This is a genomic window from Campylobacter sp. 107 (genome assembly GCF_002383835.1).
GTDB lineage: Bacteria > Campylobacterota > Campylobacteria > Campylobacterales > Campylobacteraceae > Campylobacter_D > Campylobacter_D jejuni.
The window spans coordinates 49078-69804 of the sequence record NZ_NXBA01000018.1; the positions used below are offsets into that span (position 1 = coordinate 49078).

The 20727-nt window shown below is 29.6% G+C and carries 22 protein-coding genes; 10 read left to right on the forward strand and 12 right to left on the reverse strand.

Features of this window, described 5'->3' with window-relative positions:
- The 7 genes from pglF to pssA all read left to right on the forward strand — a co-directional run bounded on the left by pglF (position 1) and on the right by pssA (position 7333).
- Entirely contained in the window at positions 1-1773 is a 1773-nt protein-coding gene (pglF, locus tag BGS40_RS01825; RefSeq protein WP_052785357.1) for a UDP-N-acetylglucosamine 4,6-dehydratase (configuration-retaining), read from the forward strand.
- The gene (locus tag BGS40_RS01830) at positions 1773-2666 is read left to right on the forward strand and encodes a PDC sensor domain-containing protein (protein WP_002856519.1); all 894 of its coding nucleotides are present in this window, start codon (positions 1773-1775) and stop codon (positions 2664-2666) included. Before pglF ends, BGS40_RS01830 begins: the two co-directional genes overlap by 1 nt.
- A 112-nt stretch (positions 2667-2778) precedes the next feature.
- Positions 2779-3171: a chemotaxis response regulator CheY gene (locus tag BGS40_RS01835; protein WP_002866134.1), complete on the forward strand. Its 393-nt coding sequence runs from the start codon at positions 2779-2781 to the stop codon at positions 3169-3171.
- 22 nt (positions 3172-3193) lie between these two features.
- Positions 3194-4051, forward strand: a complete 858-nt coding sequence (locus tag BGS40_RS01840; RefSeq protein ID WP_096738290.1) for a 50S ribosomal protein L11 methyltransferase — start codon at positions 3194-3196, stop codon at positions 4049-4051.
- Positions 4044-5981 carry an ATP-dependent zinc metalloprotease FtsH gene (gene ftsH, locus BGS40_RS01845; protein ID WP_002856296.1) on the forward strand — a complete coding sequence of 646 codons (1938 nt, stop codon included), beginning with the start codon at positions 4044-4046 and terminating at the stop codon, positions 5979-5981. The genes BGS40_RS01840 and ftsH overlap by 8 nt, the downstream gene beginning before the upstream one ends.
- On the forward strand, positions 5978-6595 hold the full coding sequence (locus BGS40_RS01850; protein WP_096738291.1) for a phosphatidylserine decarboxylase: 618 nt from the start codon (positions 5978-5980) through the stop codon (positions 6593-6595). The genes ftsH and BGS40_RS01850 overlap by 4 nt, the downstream gene beginning before the upstream one ends.
- A gap of 9 nt (positions 6596-6604) precedes the next feature.
- Entirely contained in the window at positions 6605-7333 is a 729-nt protein-coding gene (gene pssA, locus BGS40_RS01855) for a CDP-diacylglycerol--serine O-phosphatidyltransferase (RefSeq protein WP_002859122.1), read from the forward strand.
- Here pssA and BGS40_RS01860 read toward each other — a convergent pair.
- Positions 7324-8121, reverse strand: coding sequence for a ferritin-like domain-containing protein (locus BGS40_RS01860; protein ID WP_096738292.1), 798 nt, complete (start codon positions 8119-8121; stop codon positions 7324-7326). The genes pssA and BGS40_RS01860 overlap by 10 nt on opposite strands.
- Before the next feature lie 89 nt (positions 8122-8210).
- On the opposite strand from BGS40_RS01860, the gene BGS40_RS01865 reads away from it, so the two are divergent.
- The 3 genes from BGS40_RS01865 (at position 8211) to cetZ (ending at position 10581) form a co-directional block, all read left to right on the forward strand.
- Positions 8211-8570 carry a methionine-R-sulfoxide reductase gene (locus tag BGS40_RS01865; protein WP_002826104.1) on the forward strand — a complete coding sequence of 120 codons (360 nt, stop codon included), beginning with the start codon at positions 8211-8213 and terminating at the stop codon, positions 8568-8570.
- A 14-nt stretch (positions 8571-8584) separates the two neighbouring features.
- Positions 8585-9211 (forward strand): MarC family protein, encoded by a 627-nt coding sequence (locus BGS40_RS01870; RefSeq protein ID WP_002860212.1) that lies wholly within the window; start codon positions 8585-8587, stop codon positions 9209-9211.
- Between the two features lie 80 nt (positions 9212-9291).
- On the forward strand, positions 9292-10581 hold the full coding sequence (cetZ, locus tag BGS40_RS01875; RefSeq protein ID WP_002876149.1) for an energy taxis response protein CetZ: 1290 nt from the start codon (positions 9292-9294) through the stop codon (positions 10579-10581).
- A gap of 21 nt (positions 10582-10602) precedes the next feature.
- Here the strand turns inward: cetZ and aat are convergent, their stop codons facing one another.
- The 11 genes from aat to BGS40_RS01930 are packed head-to-tail and all read right to left on the reverse strand — an operon-like array spanning position 10603 to position 20727.
- Entirely contained in the window at positions 10603-11250 is a 648-nt protein-coding gene (aat, locus tag BGS40_RS01880; protein WP_002826100.1) for a leucyl/phenylalanyl-tRNA--protein transferase, read from the reverse strand.
- Positions 11225-13354 (reverse strand): AAA family ATPase, encoded by a 2130-nt coding sequence (locus tag BGS40_RS01885; protein WP_096738293.1) that lies wholly within the window; start codon positions 13352-13354, stop codon positions 11225-11227. Before BGS40_RS01885 ends, aat begins: the two co-directional genes overlap by 26 nt.
- Positions 13351-13641: an ATP-dependent Clp protease adaptor ClpS gene (locus tag BGS40_RS01890; protein WP_096738294.1), complete on the reverse strand. Its 291-nt coding sequence runs from the start codon at positions 13639-13641 to the stop codon at positions 13351-13353. The genes BGS40_RS01885 and BGS40_RS01890 overlap by 4 nt, the downstream gene beginning before the upstream one ends.
- Positions 13641-14243, reverse strand: coding sequence for a TlpA disulfide reductase family protein (locus BGS40_RS01895; RefSeq protein ID WP_087691958.1), 603 nt, complete (start codon positions 14241-14243; stop codon positions 13641-13643). The genes BGS40_RS01890 and BGS40_RS01895 overlap by 1 nt, the downstream gene beginning before the upstream one ends.
- Before the next feature lie 10 nt (positions 14244-14253).
- Positions 14254-14706 carry an SsrA-binding protein SmpB gene (gene smpB / locus BGS40_RS01900; protein WP_002852861.1) on the reverse strand — a complete coding sequence of 151 codons (453 nt, stop codon included), beginning with the start codon at positions 14704-14706 and terminating at the stop codon, positions 14254-14256.
- Positions 14703-15470, reverse strand: coding sequence for a 4-(cytidine 5'-diphospho)-2-C-methyl-D-erythritol kinase (locus BGS40_RS01905; RefSeq protein WP_002859130.1), 768 nt, complete (start codon positions 15468-15470; stop codon positions 14703-14705). Before BGS40_RS01905 ends, smpB begins: the two co-directional genes overlap by 4 nt.
- Entirely contained in the window at positions 15467-15694 is a 228-nt protein-coding gene (csrA, locus tag BGS40_RS01910; protein WP_002852854.1) for a carbon storage regulator CsrA, read from the reverse strand. Before csrA ends, BGS40_RS01905 begins: the two co-directional genes overlap by 4 nt.
- Positions 15688-16506 carry a tRNA pseudouridine(55) synthase TruB gene (gene truB, locus BGS40_RS01915; RefSeq protein ID WP_002852653.1) on the reverse strand — a complete coding sequence of 273 codons (819 nt, stop codon included), beginning with the start codon at positions 16504-16506 and terminating at the stop codon, positions 15688-15690. The genes csrA and truB overlap by 7 nt, the downstream gene beginning before the upstream one ends.
- On the reverse strand, positions 16503-18578 hold the full coding sequence (locus BGS40_RS01920; protein ID WP_096738295.1) for an ATP-dependent helicase: 2076 nt from the start codon (positions 18576-18578) through the stop codon (positions 16503-16505). The genes truB and BGS40_RS01920 overlap by 4 nt, the downstream gene beginning before the upstream one ends.
- On the reverse strand, positions 18575-19012 hold the full coding sequence (locus BGS40_RS01925) for a hypothetical protein (RefSeq protein WP_002852822.1): 438 nt from the start codon (positions 19010-19012) through the stop codon (positions 18575-18577). Before BGS40_RS01925 ends, BGS40_RS01920 begins: the two co-directional genes overlap by 4 nt.
- Complete coding sequence (locus tag BGS40_RS01930; RefSeq protein ID WP_002892214.1) at positions 19006-20727, reverse strand: M3 family oligoendopeptidase; 1722 nt, start codon at positions 20725-20727, stop codon at positions 19006-19008. The genes BGS40_RS01925 and BGS40_RS01930 overlap by 7 nt, the downstream gene beginning before the upstream one ends.

Consider the following 20727-nt stretch of genomic DNA (forward strand, 5'->3'; position numbering starts at 1 on the left):
ATGATTTTTTATAAAAGCAAAAGATTAGCATTTTTTTTAACTTCAGATATTGTTTTAATTTTACTTAGTGTTTATCTGGCTTTTTCTTTGAGATTTAGTGGAGATATTCCGAGTATTTTTTATCATGGCATGATGGTTTCTGCTATTATTTTGCTTATTTTAAAACTTTCATTTTTGTTTATTTTTAGAATTTATAAAGTAGCTTGGAGATTTTTTTCTCTCAATGAAGCAAGAAAAATTTTTATTGCTTTGCTTTTAGCTGAGTTTTGTTTTTTTCTTATTTTTTATTTTTTTAGTGATTTTTTTAATCCTTTTCCAAGAAGTGCTATTGTGATAGATTTTGTTCTTTCTTATATGTTTATAGGTACTTTAAGAATTAGCAAAAGAATGCTTGTGGATTTTAAACCTTCTAGAATGAAAGAAGAAGAAACTCCTTGTATTGTAGTAGGGGCAACTTCTAAGGCATTGCATTTGTTAAAAGGTGCAAAAGAAGGTTCTTTGGGACTTTTTCCTGTGGGTGTGGTTGATGCGAGAAAAGAGCTTATAGGGACTTATTGTGATAAATTTGTTGTAGAAGAAAAAGAAAAAATAAAATCTTATGTAGAACAAGGGGTAAAAACTGCCATTATTGCTTTAAGACTTGAACAAGAAGAGCTTAAAAAACTTTTTGAAGAACTTGTAGCTTATGGTATTTGCGATGTAAAAATATTTTCTTTTACAAGAAACGAAGCAAGAGATATTAGTATAGAAGACTTGCTTGCTAGAAAACCAAAAGATTTAGACGATAGTGCTGTGGCAGCTTTTTTAAAAGACAAGGTAGTTTTGGTAAGTGGGGCAGGTGGAACTATAGGTAGTGAACTTTGTAAGCAATGTATTAAATTTGGTGCTAAGCATCTTATTATGGTTGATCATAGTGAGTATAATCTTTATAAGATCAATGATGATTTAAATTTATATAAAGAAAAAATTACTCCTATTTTACTGAGTATTTTAGATAAGCAAAGTTTAGATGAGGTGTTAAAAACTTATAAACCTGAGCTTATTTTACATGCAGCCGCTTATAAACATGTGCCTCTTTGCGAACAAAATCCACATTCAGCAGTAATCAATAATATTTTAGGAACTAAAATTTTATGCGACAGCGCTAAAGAAAATAAAGTAGCTAAATTTGTGATGATAAGCACAGATAAAGCAGTACGACCAACAAATATTATGGGTTGCACTAAAAGAGTTTGTGAGCTTTATACTTTAAGTATGAGTGATGAAAATTTTGAAGTTGCTTGTGTGCGTTTTGGTAATGTTTTAGGTTCTAGTGGTAGTGTGATACCAAAATTTAAAGCACAAATTGCTAATAATGAGCCTTTAACTTTAACACACCCTGATATAGTGCGTTATTTTATGCTTGTGGCTGAGGCAGTGCAACTTGTTTTACAAGCTGGGGCTATCGCAAAAGGGGGAGAACTTTTTGTTTTGGATATGGGTAAGCCTGTGAAAATCATAGATTTAGCTAAAAAAATGCTTTTACTTTCTAATCGCAATGATTTAGAAATTAAAATCACAGGCTTAAGAAAAGGTGAGAAGCTTTATGAAGAGCTTTTGATTGATGAAAATGATGCTAAAACGCAATATGAGAGTATTTTTGTAGCAAAGAATGAGAAGGTTGATCTTGATTGGCTTAATAAAGAGATAGAAAATTTACAAATATGTGAAGATATTTCAGAGGCTTTATTAAAGATTGTACCTGAATTTAAACACAATAAAGAAGGTGTATAATGTATATAAAAGATATACAAAGATTTGAAGATAATCGCTATCGTGCTAGAGCTTATATGAGTTATATTTTAACAAGAAATCTACCCAATAAACTTCCTGACATTCACCTTGAAACGATTAAAACAGCTTTGGATAAAATAGCTCATGAAGTTGTTGTTTTTGATGCTTTGTATATTTTAGATATTTCAGGCATGCAAATAGAAAATGCGATTTCCTTAAATAAGGCTCATGAAATAGGACAGGGTGAGGATAGAAGTACTCGTTCTTATTTTTATAGAGCTGTAAAATTAAGACGATGTGTTTTAAGCGATCCTTATCCTTCGGTTTTAAATAATGAGCTTTGCGTGACAGCTTCTATGCCAATTTACGATGATAAAAATAACTTGCTTTTTGTTGTTTGTATTGATATCAAGCTTGAAGATATTTTAAAGATTATTCAAGCAGGAAAATTTGAGTTTGTTTTTACTCAATTTAGTCGTTCGGTATATTTTTGCTTCGCACTGGTTTTATTTGTGATTACTTGTTTTTTATTTCAAAAAGGTTTTTTTAGTCTTTTTGATAATCAAGCTATAGGTATAGAACATATGTTTGAAAGTACCATCGCTATAACTTTGGCTTTAGCTATTTTTGATTTGGCAAAAACTTTGATCGAACAAGAAGTATTAGGAAGGACAAAAAAAGAAGAAGGTGGAATTCAAAAAACTATGGTGAGATTTTTGGGTTCTATTATCATTGCTTTAGCTATAGAAGCTTTGATGTTGGTATTTAAACTTGCTATTGGTGATCTTTCTCAGATGATTTATGCGATTTATCTTATCGGTGGAGTGAGCTTGCTTCTTTTAGGTTTAAGTGTATATTTATTTACGGTTAAGTATAAAAATAATAATATTTGAGTAAAAATTTAAGTAAAAGATGATATAATGCTGTTTTTTAAAATTTTTTAGCTTGATTAATAAGGCTAAAAAGGGTAAAATAAAACTATAAAAACTTTGAAAGGACGAAATTGTGAAATTGTTAGTTGTTGATGACAGTTCTACTATGAGAAGGATTATTAAAAATACCCTAACAAGACTTGGACACGATGATGTTTTAGAAGCTGAGCATGGCGTTGAAGCTTGGGATTTATTAACTAAAAATGAAGATGTAAAAGTTTTAATTACAGATTGGAATATGCCAGAAATGAATGGCTTGGAGTTGGTAAAAAAAGTAAGAGCAGAGAAAAAATATGAAGATATGCCTATCATCATGGTTACAACTGAGGGCGGAAAAGCTGAAGTGATTACTGCCTTAAAAGCTGGCGTAAATAACTATATTGTAAAACCTTTTACTCCACAAGTTTTAAAGGAAAAACTTGAAGATGTTTTAGGAACAGGAAGTGGAGAAGGTGCAGCTGAGTAAAGGCTGATTTTTAAAATTCTAAATGCAAAAAAAATATTATGAATTGTTCTTTATCGTAGAAGAGCGGTATAAAAATTTATTTCTTGATTTTGCTTTTGATTTAGGTATAGAAGCCGTAGAAGAGAAAGATAATGGTGTTTACATTAGATCCCATGAGAGTTTAGAAGAGTTTTCATGGGCACTTGAAATATTTGCTCAAAAACTTACAACTACTTTCAATTTAAACCATAAAATTATTTCTAATTTAAGTCTTGTAGAGAAAGAAAACAAGGACTGGATACAAGAATATAAAAAAGGCATAAAACCTATCTTAGTGGATAATGTTTATATCCATACAACTTGGCAAGAAGAAAAGAAGAATTGTATAAATATAAAGATTAATCCAGCCTTAGCCTTTGGCTCAGGACATCACGAAAGCACATATTCTTGTGTAAAATTTTTACAAAAATTTTCTAAAAGTAAATTAAGAGCTTTAGATCTTGGTTGTGGTAGTGGAATTTTGGGTATTATTATGGCAAAGTTTGGTTGTAATGTTGAAATTTGTGATACTGATGAATTGACTATTGATAGTTCTTTAGAAAATGCAAGATTAAATGGTGTCGATTTTCACAAGGCTTGGTGTGGATCTATAGATAAAGCAAATGGTTTATATAATCTAATTGTTGCAAATATCATTGCAGATGTGATTTTAATTTTAGAAAAAGATATTAAAAACCATTTAGAAGATAATGCTATACTTATTTTGTCAGGAATTTTAGATAAATATTCAACAAGAATTAAAGAAAAATTTCAAGATTTGGAACTCATTGATGAAATGCAAATCAATGAGTGGTGTAGTTTTGTATATAAAAATAATAAAAAAAGGATAAGTAATGAATAATAATACCCAAAATAATAAGGGTAATCCGCAGGGTAATAATTTTTTTAACAAAAATCCCATTTTTATTTTTGCGATTTTTGCAATTGTAATGATAATTATTTTTAAGGGATTTTTTGATGGCAATGGTTCTTTTGGCGGGGCATTGAATGGCAATGAAGTAAATAAAAATGTCCCTTATTCTGAGTTAAAAAAGCTTATTGAAAGTGGACAAATCAATCAAGTTAGTATAGGACAAACAACAATCAAAGCGATTTCAAGCTCTCACAATACTGTTTATACAGCAAAAAAAGTTAATGATCCTGAGCTTGTGAGTTTACTAGATAGTAAAAATATCGCTTATGGTGCGTATTCTGAAACAAATTGGTTTACGGATATACTTTTTTCATGGGTTTTGCCAGTATTTATTTTCTTTGGTATTTGGATGTTTTTGGCAAGTCGTATGCAAAAAAATATGGGAAGTTCTATATTGGGTATAGGAAGTTCTAAGAAGCTTGTAAATTCAGAAAAACCTAAAGTAAAATTTAGCGATGTAGCTGGTGTTGAAGAAGCTAAAGAAGAAGTAAAAGAAATTGTAGATTTTTTAAAGTATCCTGAAAGATATATTAAATTGGGAGCTAAAATTCCAAAAGGGCTTTTACTTGTTGGGCCTCCAGGTACAGGAAAAACTTTGCTTGCAAAAGCAGTTGCAGGTGAAGCTGATGTGCCGTTTTTTAGTGTTTCAGGTTCGTCTTTTATAGAAATGTTTGTGGGTGTAGGTGCTTCTCGTGTGAGAGATTTATTTGAAAATGCAAAAAAAGAAGCTCCTGCTATTGTTTTTATAGATGAAATAGATGCTATTGGTAAAAGTCGTGCAGCAAGTGGCATGATGGGTGGAAACGATGAAAGAGAGCAAACTTTAAATCAGCTTTTGGCTGAAATGGATGGCTTTGGGACAGAAAGTTCCCCAGTCATTGTTTTAGCAGCAACAAATCGCCCAGAAGTTTTAGATGCAGCGCTTTTAAGACCAGGAAGGTTTGATAGACAAGTTTTAGTTGATAAACCTGATTTTAAAGGTAGGTGTGATATTTTAAAAGTGCACATGAAAGATGTCAAAATCTCCCCAAAAGTTAAAGTAGAAGATATAGCACGCTTAACCGCAGGGCTTGCAGGAGCTGATCTTGCAAATATTATTAATGAAGCAGCGCTTTTAGCGGGTAGGGATTCTAAAAAATATGTAGAACAAAATGATTTAGTTGAAGCTGTTGAAAGAGCTATAGCAGGGCTTGAGAAGAAATCACGTCGTATTAATGAAAAAGAAAAGAAAATTGTTACTTATCATGAATGCGGTCATGCTTTGATTGCTGAAACTACCAAAGGCGCAAAACGTGTAAGTAAGGTTTCTGTGATTCCGCGTGGTCTTGCGGCTTTAGGTTATACTTTAAATACTCCTGAGGAAAATAAATTTTTAATGCAAAAACATGAACTTATCGCTGAAGTAGATGTACTTTTGGGTGGTCGTGCAGCTGAAGAAGTGTTTATAGGTGAAATTTCAACGGGTGCAAGTAATGATTTAGAAAGAGCAACCGATATCATAAAAGCTATGATTTCTATGTATGGTATGAGTGAAATTGCAGGACTTATGGTACTTGAAAAACAAAGAAATACTTTCTTAAGTGGTGGACAAACTATCAAAGATTATTCTGAAAAGATGGCAGAATCTTTAGATGATTATGTAAAGAAAACCTTGGATGAACGCTATAAAGATGTTAAAGATACTTTAAATACTTATAAGGGAGCGATTGAGACTATGGTTGCAGCCCTTTATGAAGAAGAAACTATTGAAGGTAATAAAGTGCGCGAGATTATTAAAGAGTTTGAGGATCAAAATAGTCTACCAACTCGTTTACAAGAACTCGAAGAAGTTAAAACTGAAGTTAAAGTAGAAGAATGAAAGATTTTATTGCAAAAGATGGATATTTAAGTCTTATTGTTTTAAGCTTGATTTTTATTTTTGTGTGGATTTTTTATTCTTTTTCCATCTTACTATTAACATTAATTGTAATTTGTATTTTTCTTTTTAGAACACCCAAAAGAGAACTTGTTTGTAGTGATGAAAAAGCTATTTTTGCACCTATAGATGGTAGGGTTGCTAAAATAGAAAATATTCATCATAAAGATTTGGGTGAATGTGTTGAAATTACTATTAAAAATGCTCTTTATGATGCTGGAAATTTTAATACACCTTTTGCAATGTCTATAATAGATATTCGTTTACGACATGGACTTTTTTTGTGCAGTGAATTAAAATCTGTAAAAATGATGAATGAAAGAGCTTTTATTTTGGCAAAAGTTAAAGAGAGTAAAATGATAGCCTTGCGAATCTATGCAGGTTCTTTTGATAGAAAATTAAAGCTCGATAATATTTCTCATGATTTAAAAGCAGGAGATAGAATGGGTTTTTTAATTAATGGCTCTATAAGTTTACTTTTACCAAAAGATACTAGAATTCATATAGGCTTAAATGATGAAATTAAAGCAGGTTCATTGCTAGGCTATTTTGCGTAAGGAAAAATAATGAATAACAGACCGCAACTAATTTATATTTTACCCAATCTTTTTACAGCTGCTTCAGCTTTTTTAGGGGTTATTTCTATTATAGCTTCAATACATGGAAATTATTATACAGCTTTGATTTATATTATTTTATCTTTGATTTGCGATGGGCTTGATGGCCGTGTTGCAAGACTTACAAATTCTACTTCAAAATTTGGGGTAGAATTTGATTCTTTGGCTGATCTAGTAGCTTTTGGAGTTGCTCCAGCGGTTCTTTTTTATATGGCTATAGGTTATGATTTTGGAAAACTTGGATCTTTGATTACAGCTTTTTTTGTGGTTTTTGGAGCTATTCGTTTGGCGAGATTTAATGTTACCACAGGCACTTATGAACCCTCCGTTTTTATAGGTCTTCCTATACCTACTGCAGCAGTTGTGAGTGCTATATGGACTTATGCGTTTATCAGTTATGATTTTTTAAAGCCTTATGGCGTAGTTTTTTTGGTGCTTCAAGCAATTTTAGGGCTTTTAATGGTAAGTAATATACGTTATCCTAGTTTTAAAAAGCTTGATTTTAATCGTTCTAGTGTTTTAAAAGTTTTGATTATTTTAATTATAATATTTTCATTTTTATATCTTTACCCTCTTGAAAGTTTAGTAATTTTAGCAAGCTTGTATGTGCTTTATGGAATTATTCGGGTTTTATATACCATTATCGTTTCAAAATTTAAGATAAGAAATCAAGAGTAAAATTTTTCAATGACTTCGCATTCTTCTTGAGTGAAGCCAGCTTTGATTCTTGCTTGAATGTTAAGTTGTTTTCCCGCAAGAGAGAATTGTTTAAACGTTTTGCAAAGCTCAATAAAATCATACCTGTTTTGATTTGCAAATTTCCACCAAGTATCTCCTTTTTTAACGTGTTTTATTTCATCATTAAGTATAATTTCAAGATATTCCATTAGAAGATTTTTAATGGAATGATTGGAACTTTGAAGTTTTTGAACAACAAAGGGGTTGGCATCAAGCCCTTTAGCTTCTAAACCTCTATGAACTACTCCCATTCTAAAGCTTAAAGAGTCTTTTGTAGCTTCTAGAGCAGATTCTAAATTATCATGCACTGGAAAATTTCCATATTTGTAACCAAGTTCTTTAAGTGCTGAATTTAAAAGTTTGAAATGTTTAATTTCCTCATCTGCTACCTCCAGCCAATCGTAATAAAATTGCAAAGGTAGATTTTTAAAGCGATAACTCGCATCTAAAGCCAGGTTAATTGCATTAAATTCTATATGAGCGACTGAATGAATTATTTTAGCAAGCGCATGAGTTGAATTGACAAATTTAGGCCTTCTTATACGCGTAGGATGAAGCAAGGTAATTTGTTTCGATGTATTTTTTTTGAAAATGCTTTGATGCTCGTGATTAAAAATAAATTTGTGGCTTTTAAAGTCTTCATAAAAATTTTGAAAAGAGTGAAATTTTATAGTTATATTTTTTTCATATAAAATATCTTGAAGTTCTTGAAAAAATTCTTTTTGCATTTAAAACTTTCTTGAAAATTGTAAAAATTTATCATTTAAAATTGAAATTTTAATTATATAATATAAAAATTATTTTACAAGGGTAGATCATGAAAGAATTAAATGAAGAAGAAAAAAAAGTAATTTTAAATAAAGGAACAGAAGCTCCTTTTAGTGGGAAATATAATGATTTTTATGAAAAAGGAATCTATCAATGCAAGCAATGTGGAGCTTCGCTTTATAAATCCGAAGATAAATTTAAATCAGGTTGTGGATGGCCTAGCTTTGATGATGAAATAAAAGGGGCTGTTAAAAGAATTCCTGATAAAGATGGGATTAGAACCGAGATTGTATGTGCAAATTGCAATGGACATTTAGGTCATGTTTTTGAAGGAGAAGGATTTTCTGCTAAAAATGTAAGACATTGTGTAAATTCTATTTCTTTGGAATTTGTAAAAACTAAGGATTGATAGTGTTTTCTAGTATGGGTTCTGAGCTTTATTTGATGTTTTTTGCTGCAATTACTTTACTTGCTATATTAAATCCTTTTGGTAATTTAACTCAATTTTTGGCTATGAGTGATGGATTGCCTTTAATGCTTCGAAAAAAACTTTTTAGAACTATTCTCTATACAGCTTTTACTATAGTTTTGGTGTTTTTATTATCAGGACCTTTATTTATGAACTATATTTTTAGAGTTTCATTGGATGATTTAAGGGTTTCTGGTGGTTTGGTTCTTATTATAATGGCTATTAAAAATTTACTTTTTTCAACAAAAATTGCAACTAAGGATTTTAGTTCTTATCAAGATATGGATGATAAGGAAATTTTAAGACAGAGTTTAATACCTATGGCATTTCCTATGCTTGTTGGGCCTGGAACTTTAGCTAGTGTTATTGTTATAGCCGAAGATGGTGGGCTTGATGTTGCTCTTGGCGGAGTAATGATAGCTTTTATTTTTATGTTTATACTTTTTCATTTTGCAGCTACTATAGAAAAAATAGTTGGAAAATTGATTTTACATGTTTTTTCTCGTATAGCACAAGTATTTATTGTTGCTATGGGGTTTAAGATGATTATTGTAGGTTTAAAGGATATATTTAACTTATAAATTAATATAATTTTAAGTAAATAATACTATATAAATATGATATAATTTTAAAATAATTTATTATTAAAAAGGTGAGTTTTATGTTTGGTGCTAAGAAAAATAATACTAAAATAATTGAACAACTTGAAAAAAAATGTAATGGTTTAGGAGATATTTTAAGATCTATTGGGAATACCATGGCGGTAATTGAATTTACTACCGATGGCGTTATTTTAGAGGCAAATCAAAATTTTTTAACAACTATGAAATACTCCCTTTCAGAGATCAAGGGTAAGCATCATAGTATGTTTTGTTTGCCTGAAGTTGTTAATTCTTCAGCATATAGTGATTTTTGGAAAGATTTAAGAGATGGAAAAGCTAGAAGTGGTCTTTTTAGACGTATAGCTAAGGGAGGGATAGATGTTTATTTAGAAGCAAATTATCTTCCAATTAGTGATAATAATGGTTATGTTTATAAAATTATTAAATTTGCCAATGATATAACTCAAAGACATTATGAAATGCTTGATCTTAGAAATACTATTGCTGCTGCTAATCGTTCTATGGCTATTATTGAATTTAAACCTGATGGGACTATTATTACGGCTAATGAAAATTTTTTAAGAACTATGGATTTTAATATTGATGAGATTAAAGGAAAGCATCATAGTATGTTCTGTGATTCTAATTATAGACACTCTAAGGATTATGTTCAATTTTGGGAAGATTTAAGAGAGGGCAAATTTCAATCAGGTAAATATATAAGATACGGAAGAAATAATAAAAAAGTATACCTTGAAGCAAGTTATAATCCAGTTAAAAATGATGATGGAAAAATTTACAAGGTTATTAAATTTGCTACAGATATAAGCGAACAAGTTAAAAAAGATCAAGAAAAACTTCGTCTCATAAGCGAACTTGCAGAAAAAAATGACAATCTTACTCAAGATGGAGATCGTGTAATTGAAAACACTGTTTCAAATGTTCAGAATATTGCTGATATGATGTCTCAAAGTTCAAATCTTGTTTCCTCTTTAAATCAACAATCAGATGAAATTAAATCTATTATTCAAACTATTAGTGATATTGCTGATCAGACTAATCTGCTTGCTTTAAATGCTGCTATTGAGGCAGCACGTGCTGGTGAACATGGAAGAGGTTTTGCTGTTGTTGCTGATGAAGTAAGAAGTTTAGCTGAAAGAACAGGGCATTCGGTTAATGAAATTACCACTACGATTAATTCTATTCGTAATGTTACATCACAAGTGGTTGAGAGTATTAAAAGCGGTTTAGAGGATGTTAATCAGAGTGTTGAACTTGCAAAAGAAGCAAGAGAGTGTATGGAGAAAATTCGTGAAAGCTCTGCTGAAGTTGCTAAAGCGATGTCATAAGCGTGATTTTCACGCTTATTTTTAAGTAATTAAATCTTTAAAATTTTTAAAACCACTTTCTTGATTGCATTTTTCTTTTAAAATATTTAAAAATTCTTTCCTAGAAATATTATGAGCACCCATAAATTCTAAATGTTGGTTATAAACTTGACAATCTATGATAAAATCATAAGGTTTTAATAAATCACAAAGTTTAATCATGGCAACTTTAGATGCATTTTTTTTAATGCTTACCATGCTTTCACCAAAGAAAACCTTGCCTAAAATTAAACCATAAATTCCACCTATAAGTTCATTATTTTCATAAAGTTCAAGGCTATGCGCATAGCCTTGGGTAAATAACTTATAATAAGTGGTAATAAATTCATCATCTATCCAGCTTTGAGAGCGTGTATCGCGACATAATGTAATTAATTTTAAAAAATCATAATCAAGTTTAATTTGATAGAGATTAATAAATTTTTTCATATTTTTTTGGATGTGAATTTGATTTGGAATTAAAATGCATCTAGGATCTGGACACCACCAAGTTACAGGTTTACTTGTCCATGGGAATAGACCAAAAGTATAAGCTTTTACAATAAAATCAGCTTCTAAATTTTGACTTAAAAATACAGGAGCATTTTTAGGCGCATTGAGTAATTTAGAATATAAATTCGAGCTTTCCATTTTTACCAAGTTTGATTTTAGCTATACCACCTTTTTTAAGCTTTCCAAATAAAATTTCATCACTGATTTTTTCTCCTATTTCCTCAGAAATTATGCGTTTTAAAAGCCTTACTCCAAATTCTTTATTATAGGCTTTTTTAGCTAAATAAATTTTAGCTTTATCATCCACTGATAATTTTATATTATTTAAATTTTTAGAAATTTCGTCAAGTTCTTTTTCGATAATTTTAACAAGTATAGCATCGTTTAAATCATTAAAATGTAAAATTTTATCAATGCGATTAATAAATTCTGGAGCAAAAAAGTCTTTGATAGCACGATTACTTTTTTCTTCATTTTTACTTAAAAAACCAAGCTCATTGCTTTCTTTAAGTCCTAGATTAGATGTCATAATAATGATTGTATTTTTAAAATCTACTTTAAGACCACTATTGTCGGTGAGTTCAGCATTGTCAAAAATCTGTAAAAAGGTATTGCTTAAATCAGGATGAGCCTTTTCTATTTCGTCAAAAAGAACAAGACTGAAAGGATTTTTGCGAATAGCATTGCTTAAAAGTCCACCCTCTTCAAAACCTATATATCCAGCTGGAGATCCTATTAGTTTACTTATAGCATGTTTTTCTGCATATTCACTCATATCAAAGCGTTCTAAATTTAAACCTAAAAATTCAGCTAAAGCTTTGCAAAGTTCTGTTTTTCCAACTCCACTTGATCCAGTAAACAAAAACACTCCGCGTGGTGTATTGGAATTTTTAAATCCTGCGAAACTTTGCTTAAGTGATGAAACAAGGCTATCTATAACTTCATCTTGGCCAAAAATTTTTGCTTTTAAATTTGTTTTTAAGTTCATTAAAGCTTTATTTTGATCGAATTCAAACATTTTGTGATGGTGGGTCATTTTTGCTAAAACATTTTCTAAATCTTTTAAATTGGCATTTTTTTTAGCTCTTGGATTTAAAGCAAAAGAAGCGCCAAGTTCATCGATCAGATCTATAGCGCTATCAGGTAAAAATTTATCATTAAAAAATTTTTTACCCCAAATTACAGCATATTGAAGAATTTCATCGTTTAATTTGATATGATGAAATTCTTCATATTTGTTTTTTAATCCTTTAAGAATTTGCAAGCTTTCTTTTTGGCTTGGTTCATCTACATTTATTTTAGCAAAACGGCGACTTAGGGGTTTATTTTTATCAAAAGTATTTTTATATTCCATAAAAGTTGTTGCACCTATGCATTTTAAAGTTCCATTGCTTAGAGCTGGTTTTAAAAGATTGGAAAAATCAGTATGAGATTCTCCTGTGCTTCCAGCTCCTACTATAGTGTGAATTTCATCAATAAATAAAATAGCATTGGGTATTTTCTCAAGTTCACTTAAAATTTCTTTAATTCTTTTCTCAAAATCTCCACGGTATTTTGTTCCCGCAAGTATACTAGCCATATCAAGACTAAAAATTTTTGCATTTTGTAAGTTTTTAGGCACCTTTTTTTCAGCAATAGCCAATGCTAATCCCTCTACAATGGCTGTTTTTCCAACTCCTGCTTCTCCTACTAAAATAGGATTATTTTTCTTGCGACGTGAAAGAATTTGCATCATTCTTTCAAGTTCAAATTTTCTTCCTATTAAAGGATCAATTTTGCCATTTTGAGCTAAAAGTGTTAAATCACTTGTGTGGTTGTTTAAATTTTGTATATTTTCATGATTTTGAAGTTCTTGAATTTTGTTAAGATTTATGTTGTGTTTTTTTAAGAGATAGCTAGAATAACTTCTTGAATCCTGTATGAGCTTTTCTAAAAAATCTATAATTTTAATTTCATTATTTTTATTTTTAGATGAAAGTAAGATTTCATCTAAAACAACAGATATTGTAGGTTCTATTTCTTGTTTAATAACTTGATTGTTTTGAGAAATGTAATTTTTTAATTCAGTTTCTAGAAGTTCAAGATCTCCATCTGAAAATTCTTCAAATATATCCTTAAAATCAGTGCTTAGTTTTAGTAATGCAAACAGTACATGCTCACAGGTAACAAATTCATGGTGGTTTATTAAGCTTAGATTTTTGGCATTATCAAGATATTTTTGTAAATTTTCTTGGTATTTCATTCTTCTTCTACCTTTACTTGTAGTGGAAAATTAGCAAGTTTAGCCGCATCTATAACTTTTTTTTGTTTTGAAAGAGCTATTTCTTGAGTGTAAATGCCACAAATTCCAGAACCATTGTGATGAATTTCTAACATTGTTTGACTTGCTTTTTCAAGGTTTTGATGAAAAATATTCATCAAAATTTCTATGACAAAATCCATGGTTGTTACATCATCATTTAAGAGTATAACTTTATACATTTTTGGTTCACTAAGTTTTGTCTGCTCTAGAGTTTGGATTTTTGGCATTATTTTCCTTTGTAGATTTTATTTAAATCTTCTTGCATGAGTTCTGTTGGAATTTTACCAAGATAAAAATTTGTTGGAGCATTATTATTCCAGTAATCGCTTATTTTTTGATAAATTCCATTTTTTAAAACAACTTTAAAAGGAAGTTGCTCCATATTTTGATAGTCTATATCTTTTAAAATTTGAGCAATAATACGATCATTAGATCTGCCATTGCTTAGAAAATAGTAAGCACCATAATCATCCGCGAATTTTTTAACTGTTTCATCGCTAACATCTTCAAAATGTGTAAGTCCTATAATGATAAATTTGCTAGAATTATTTTTCCAAAGTTTGCTAAGATCTAAAGCTTCTTCTTTACATGGGGTGCAAAAAGTGCCAAAAAAATCAAACATTAGAACTTTTCCTTCCTCTCCTTCCACCACAAAACCTTTATCTGTTCTTATTAAAGTTTTGCTTCCACCATTTACACTATTTAAGACTATTTTATCTCCTTTGTGATACTCTTCAAACATAAAATCATTTTGAATTTCTTCTTCCTTGGAGCAAGCATTAAGAAAAAATGCTAAACTTATTAAAAATAGGGCTAAAATTTTTTTCATTTATTTTCCTTTATTTGTAATTTTTCATAGCAGCTCTAGCTTCTAAATCGGCTTGCTTTTTCTTTAAAGTTTCACGCTTGTCGTGCAAATTTTTCCCTTTAGCTAAAGCAAGGGTAGCTTTTACTTTATTTTTTGTGTTAAAATAAAGATCTAATGCAACGATAGTATATCCTTCTATACTTACTTTACCTAATAATTTATCAATTTGCTTTCTATGCATTAAAAGCTTTCTAGCGCCTCTTTCTTCGTGTTTATAGAAAGAATGTGTAGTATGAAGTAATGAAATATGAGAATTAAGTAAAAAAATCTCATTTTTTATAATGCGAACAAAAGAGTCTTTAAGATTTGCTCTTCCTGCCCTTAAGGCTACAACTTCACTTCCTTTAAGGACAATTCCGGCTTCAAAGCGTTCTATGATGCTATAATCAAATAAAGCTTTTTTATTTCTCGCAATAATTTTCATCGATCAACCTTAAAAACACTACTACCGCTACCGCTTAGAAAAAAATCTTCTTGTAAGTAAGACTTCATTTTAGGATATAAAGTTGCACAAGGAGTAAATAAATCATTTAATTCTTTGTTTTTAAAATTTTGTAACAACTCTTTTGTGCTGAGTTTTTTGTATATTTGCGCTTGATTATTGTTTTTTTGAAAGTCAAATATTCCTCTATCAAATTCATCATAAACAGCTTTAGTTTGGCAAGATATTTGTGGAAAAGTCCATTTTAAATTAGGTATGTCATCTTCAAATTCTTCTATAATTTCGCCACAGCTACTTACATTAGCAGAGTGAAAGCCACTTAAAAAAAAGGCAATATCACTTCCTAGTTGTATGCTTAAATTTATAAGTTCTTGTAGGTTTAATTTTAAATTTAAGGTTTCATTTATTAGCAGTAAAAAACTCGCACAATCGCTACTTCCACCTCCAAGCCCAGCACATACTGGGATATTTTTTGTGAGTTTTAGACTTTTTTTGCTAAATAATTCTTTTAATTCGTTATTATATCTTCTAGAAAGTAGCAAATAAGCCTTTTGAATAATATTATTTTCGCATTTAAAATTACTAATGATTTCAAATTCTTTTTTAGAATCTGATTCTTTGTCAACAAGCTCAAGCTCATCAAAAACATCTTTTAAAAGTATAAATCGTGATTCTAAAAGATGATATTTTCTTGAGTCAAAACCGGTAAGTTTTAAAAAAATATTTGCTTTAGCGTAAGCTTTCATTTGATTAGTTTTTTGCTTAAGTCATCAAGTTTAATATCATTCTGAACAACAGAATGCAAATTTTCATCCTTTACTTGTTGAACAAGTTCTTTTCTAAGTATCATAAGGGATTTTGGAGCTTCTATACCTATTTTGGCATATCCTTTCCCTGTTTGAACGACTTTGATTTCTATACCTTCTCCGATAATTATACTTTCATTTTCTTTTCTTGATAATATTAACATTTTTCAACCTTATTTAGAAGATATTTTACTGTATTTTCTTTAATATTAATTATGCTAAAATATTTTTCTGTTTCAATATAATAATCTCCTTCATCATGAAATTCTAATTCTTCGACAAAAATTTTAGCACCATTTTCGAGTTTATTTAAATCCTTGATAAAATTTGGCTTTAGGTTAATGTATTTTAACACATTTAAGCTTTTCTCATTATTATAAACAAATTTGCCTTCTTTAATACGCTCTAAAGAGCTTAAAGTCGCATTAATACCTAGTTTTCTAGCAAAAAGTTCACAATAAGATCTTATATAAGCACCTTCACTGACTGTGATTTCAATATTTAAAAAAGGATGATTATAGCTTAAGATCTTGCAATCAAATACTTCCATTTGACAAGGTTTTAAATTTGCTTCTATACCTTTTTTTGCAAGTTCATAGGCGCGAGTTCCATTGATTCTTTTGGCGCTAAATTGAGGTGGTGTATAGGAGATAATTCCTTGCATTTGATCAATAATTTGTTTTAAATTTGCAAGATCAAATTCTTTTATATTTTGAATTTCTTTTATATTTTGATCATCAAGACTTAAGGAGTAAACTCCAAGCCATAAAGTAGCTTTATAGGTTTTTGGAGTTTTTTTTAAAAAACGGAAAAGTTTTGTGTATTGTCCAAATGCAACGATTAAAACCCCTTTGGCGAAAGGATCAAGAGTGCCAGAATATCCTGCTTTTTTATTTTTATATTTTTTCTTTAAAGTACTTAAAAAGGCATTAGAACTCAAACCCTTTGGTTTAAAGGCTGCAAAGATCTTGTTCATACTGCTTTTTCCACAAAGCTTGCCATGATTACACGCATTATACCACCAAAATTAATATTAAGCTTTTCCTCTTTTCCGCTTTTATTAACTTCAACAACCCTGCCAATGCCAAAAATTTTATGTTTAACTAGATCTCCTTTGCAAAAACTAGTTTTTTGTATATTTTGATTTTTTGATTTTTCATTGATTAATTTACTTTCTTCTAAGAAGCGACTAGGATTGATATTTGCTCTTGAACCATGATAAAAACGAGAATTTGCAACACTTATTGTGAGAAATTTCTTGGCGCGAGTGATGCCAACATAAGCAAGACGGCGTTCTTCTTCGAGATTTTCTTCGCTATTTAAAGGAAAAAATCCTTCGTCAAAGCCTATTATAAAAACATAATCAAATTCCAAACCTTTGCTAGCATGAATGCTCATCAAGCAAACACATTCTTCATCTAAATTATCTTGATCGCTTAATAAAGAAATTTCACTAAGTAGATCTTCTAAAGAAGCTTCGGGATCTTCTTTGAGTTTTTCTCTTAGATTAGCATAAAACTCATCAAGATTTCTGATTCTTTCATCTCCATCATCTTGCTCTGAAAAATAATCTTTAATTTTAAATAATTCTTCTATATTGTCAAAAACCTTTTTTGCATTATCGTAGCTTTTTAGAGTGTGAATATTTTGTATAAAAATATTTGCTTCATTTTGTGCTTTTTTTGTTGTTAAAATTCTTACACCACCATCGCTTTCGCATAGGGCATCAAAAAGTGAAATTTGACGTTTTTTTGCATATTCTTCTAAATTTTTTAGGGCTTTTTCTCCTATGGATCTTTTAGGGCGATTAATAATACGTTTAAACGACAAATCATCGTTTGGATTTAAGATAAGTCTAAGATACGAGATTAAATCTTTTATTTCTAATCTCTCATAAAAACGCATACCGCTAAGTAGTTTATAAGAAATTTTTTCCTTCATAAATGCTTCTTCTATTGCTCTTGATAGTGCATTAACTCGAAATAAAATGGCGATCTCTTTAGCTTCTACTCCAGAATTTAGCAATTTTTTTACTTCTTGAGCGATATATAAACCTTCATCTTTTTCGTTTTCGTTTTTTAATATTTTAATATTTTCCCCAGTATCTTTAGTGCAGATTAAAGTTTTTCCAAGTCGTTGCTCATTGTGAGATATGAGATTATTTGCTGCTTGTAAAATAGTCCCTACTGAACGATAGTTTTGTTCAAGTTTTACAAGTTTAACATTTTTAAAATCATTTTGAAAATTTAAAATATTTTCAATTTTTGCTCCACGCCAACTATAAATACTTTGATCATCATCACCAACAACTGTGATATTTTCATGCATACAACATAGATTTTTTAGAATTTTATATTGCAAGGTATTAGTATCTTGATACTCATCAACTGTAATGTAATTATAAAGTAAGCTTTGTTCTTTGGCAAAATTTATATCATTTTCTAAAATGAGATTGCTTAGCAATAAAAGATCATCAAAATCTACAAAATTTTGTTTTAATAAGTATTCTTCATAAGCACGGTAATAGTTGGCAAATTTGTATTCATTTTGATATTTTTCAAAATTATGTTCTTTTAGTAAATTTAAATCTTCAAAGACATTGCTTACTCTTTTGCCTTCATTTTTGCAATAAGATATGTATTTGATAATATCATAGACATTATCTTTGTTTTTATCATGGATTAAGTCTTTAATTATTTTTTTTGTATCATCTGTATCGATAACAATAAAACTATTTTTACGCTCCAATCTTTCAAAATGGAGTTTTAAAAATAAAAGTCCAAATTTATGAAAGGTGCAAAGCAAAGGATTGTGATTGCCTTGTAGAAAATTTAATGCTCTATGACGCATAACACTAGCTGCTTTATTTGTAAAAGTAAGAGTAAGAGTGTTATGTGAGGGGATGCCTACTTCACCGATAAGATAAGCAAGACGAGTGGTGATAGTTTTGGTTTTTCCACTACCTGCACCTGCTAGGATAAGCATGGCTCCATCAATGTGGCTTACCGCTTGTTTTTGACTATCATTTAAATCTTCAAATAGATTCATTTTTTGAAAATATCTTTATTTTTTGGATTATTTAAAAATATATTTTTAGATTTTTGTAAATTTTTGCTATCTTCACGTTTATAAAGACTAAAATTAACAAATAAAATGCTATTTTCTACTTGAATTTGCGTGATAGCTCCTAAATCAACCTTTACAAAACTATCAAAATCATCATTTCCAAAACCTGCGTGAAATTGAATGAAATCTTTATTTAGTTGTATGGATTCAAAGGTGTATCCTCCAAGAGCAAAAAGAGCATAAGGATTTTGTTTAATATCAAGCTCTTTGGGAAGCTCAGGGTTAAAATCTATGAAATTTGTATTTGCAACTATGGAAAATTCTATATTTTCTTCTATAAGGTGTGAAATAACTTCATAACAATGCTTTTGCATGGTATGGATAAAATTTTCATTTTTTAAGATTGTTTCTAGCATGATTGTAACTCCATGAATTCATTGATGAGTTTTTGAATTTCTTTTATGCCTATTTCCCAAAAATTTTCATCTTCTATATCAAATCCAAACATTCCTACTAGTTCTTTTGGACTCACGCTTCCGCCTAAAGAAAGCATTTTGATATAAAGTTCTTTAAAATTTTCACATTTTTTACTTTTGTAAAGTCCATAAAGAGCTAAAACTAAAAGTTGTGCATAAGCATAAGCATAGCAGTAAAAAGGAGAATGGATAAAATGAGGAATATAACTCCACCAAGAAGCATAATTTTTTGTAAGTTTTACGCTGTCTTGAAACATTTTTTGAGATTCTTCCATCCAAATTTTATTGATTTCTTCAGTGTTAAGTTCATTTTCTTGAGCATGTAAGCGTCTTTCAAAACAAGTAAAATTAATTTGTCTATAAAAAGTTGCAAAAATATCTTCGATTTTATTTGCATATAAAGATAGGAGTTCTTCTTTTTTTAGCTTATCTTTAATAAAATCAAATACGAGCATTTCAGCAAAAACTGAAGCTGTTTCTGCGGTGGTTAAAGGCGTATTTTGATTTAAGTAGCTTACATTATAAGAAAGTTTTTGATGGATAGTGTGTCCTAATTCATGTGCGAGTGTAAAAAGATCGCGTCTTTTATTGGTGTAGTTTAATAAAACAAAAGGATGTGCATCAGAAGTTGCAGAATGTGAAAAAGCACCCCCTTGTTTATTTTCTTGCGGATAAACATCAATCCAACCTTGATCAAAAGCATTTTTTGCTATATCATGAAATTGCGGAGAAAAAGCTTGAAATGCCTCTAAAACAATATTTTTACTTGTTTTAAAATCAAAACTTGCTTCTTTTCCTATGGGTGCATATCTGTCATAGTCTTTAAGTTCATCATAGCCTAAAATTTGTTTTTTTCTTTTGTAAAATTGCGATACTAAGTTAAAATGTTTTTGCGCACTTGCTATCAAGGAATCAACACTTTTTTGTGAAATTTGATTGCTGATATGTCTTGAAATTTCAGCATTTTCATAACCTCTTAATAAGCTTATGTTTTTTCTTTCTGTTTTTATCATATTGATAATAAAACTTAAAAGTCTGCTATTTTTTTGCAAAACTTTACTGAATTTTTTGGCAGCTTTTTTACGTATTTTTCTATCTTCATCATACATTTTGCTTAGAATTTCTTCTTCGCTAAGTTTTTTACCTTCAAAAGGGATTTTTAAAGCGCTCATGCTTTCATCAAAAAGTCTACTAAAAGCATTTGCGCCTGTATTTGAAAGATAAAGCATAATGCGTTCTTCATTTTTGCTAAGATTATAACGTTTGTTTTGCAATAAATTAGAAAGATAAAAATCATAATCTTTGCAAAAAGTTGTAAATTCTTGACTTTTTTCAGGAGCCAACTCACAAAATTCAAGCTCGAAAAAGAGTAAATTTTCTTCTATTTTTTTACACTCTTCTTCGTATTGTGCATAAAAAGAACCATTTTGAGTGTTTTTAGCAAAAAGTAAATAAACATAAGTCATGATTTTGCCAAGAGCTTGATTTAAATTTTCATAATCTTTTAAAGCTTGCAAAAACTCATTAGTATTTAATGTATAAAGTTTATTTTCATAGTTTTTTTTGAAATTTAAACTTTGTTGGATTTGATCTTGTGTAAAATTTTTCAATGCTTCTTTATCGTGAAATAAAGCACTTAAATCCCATTCTAACAT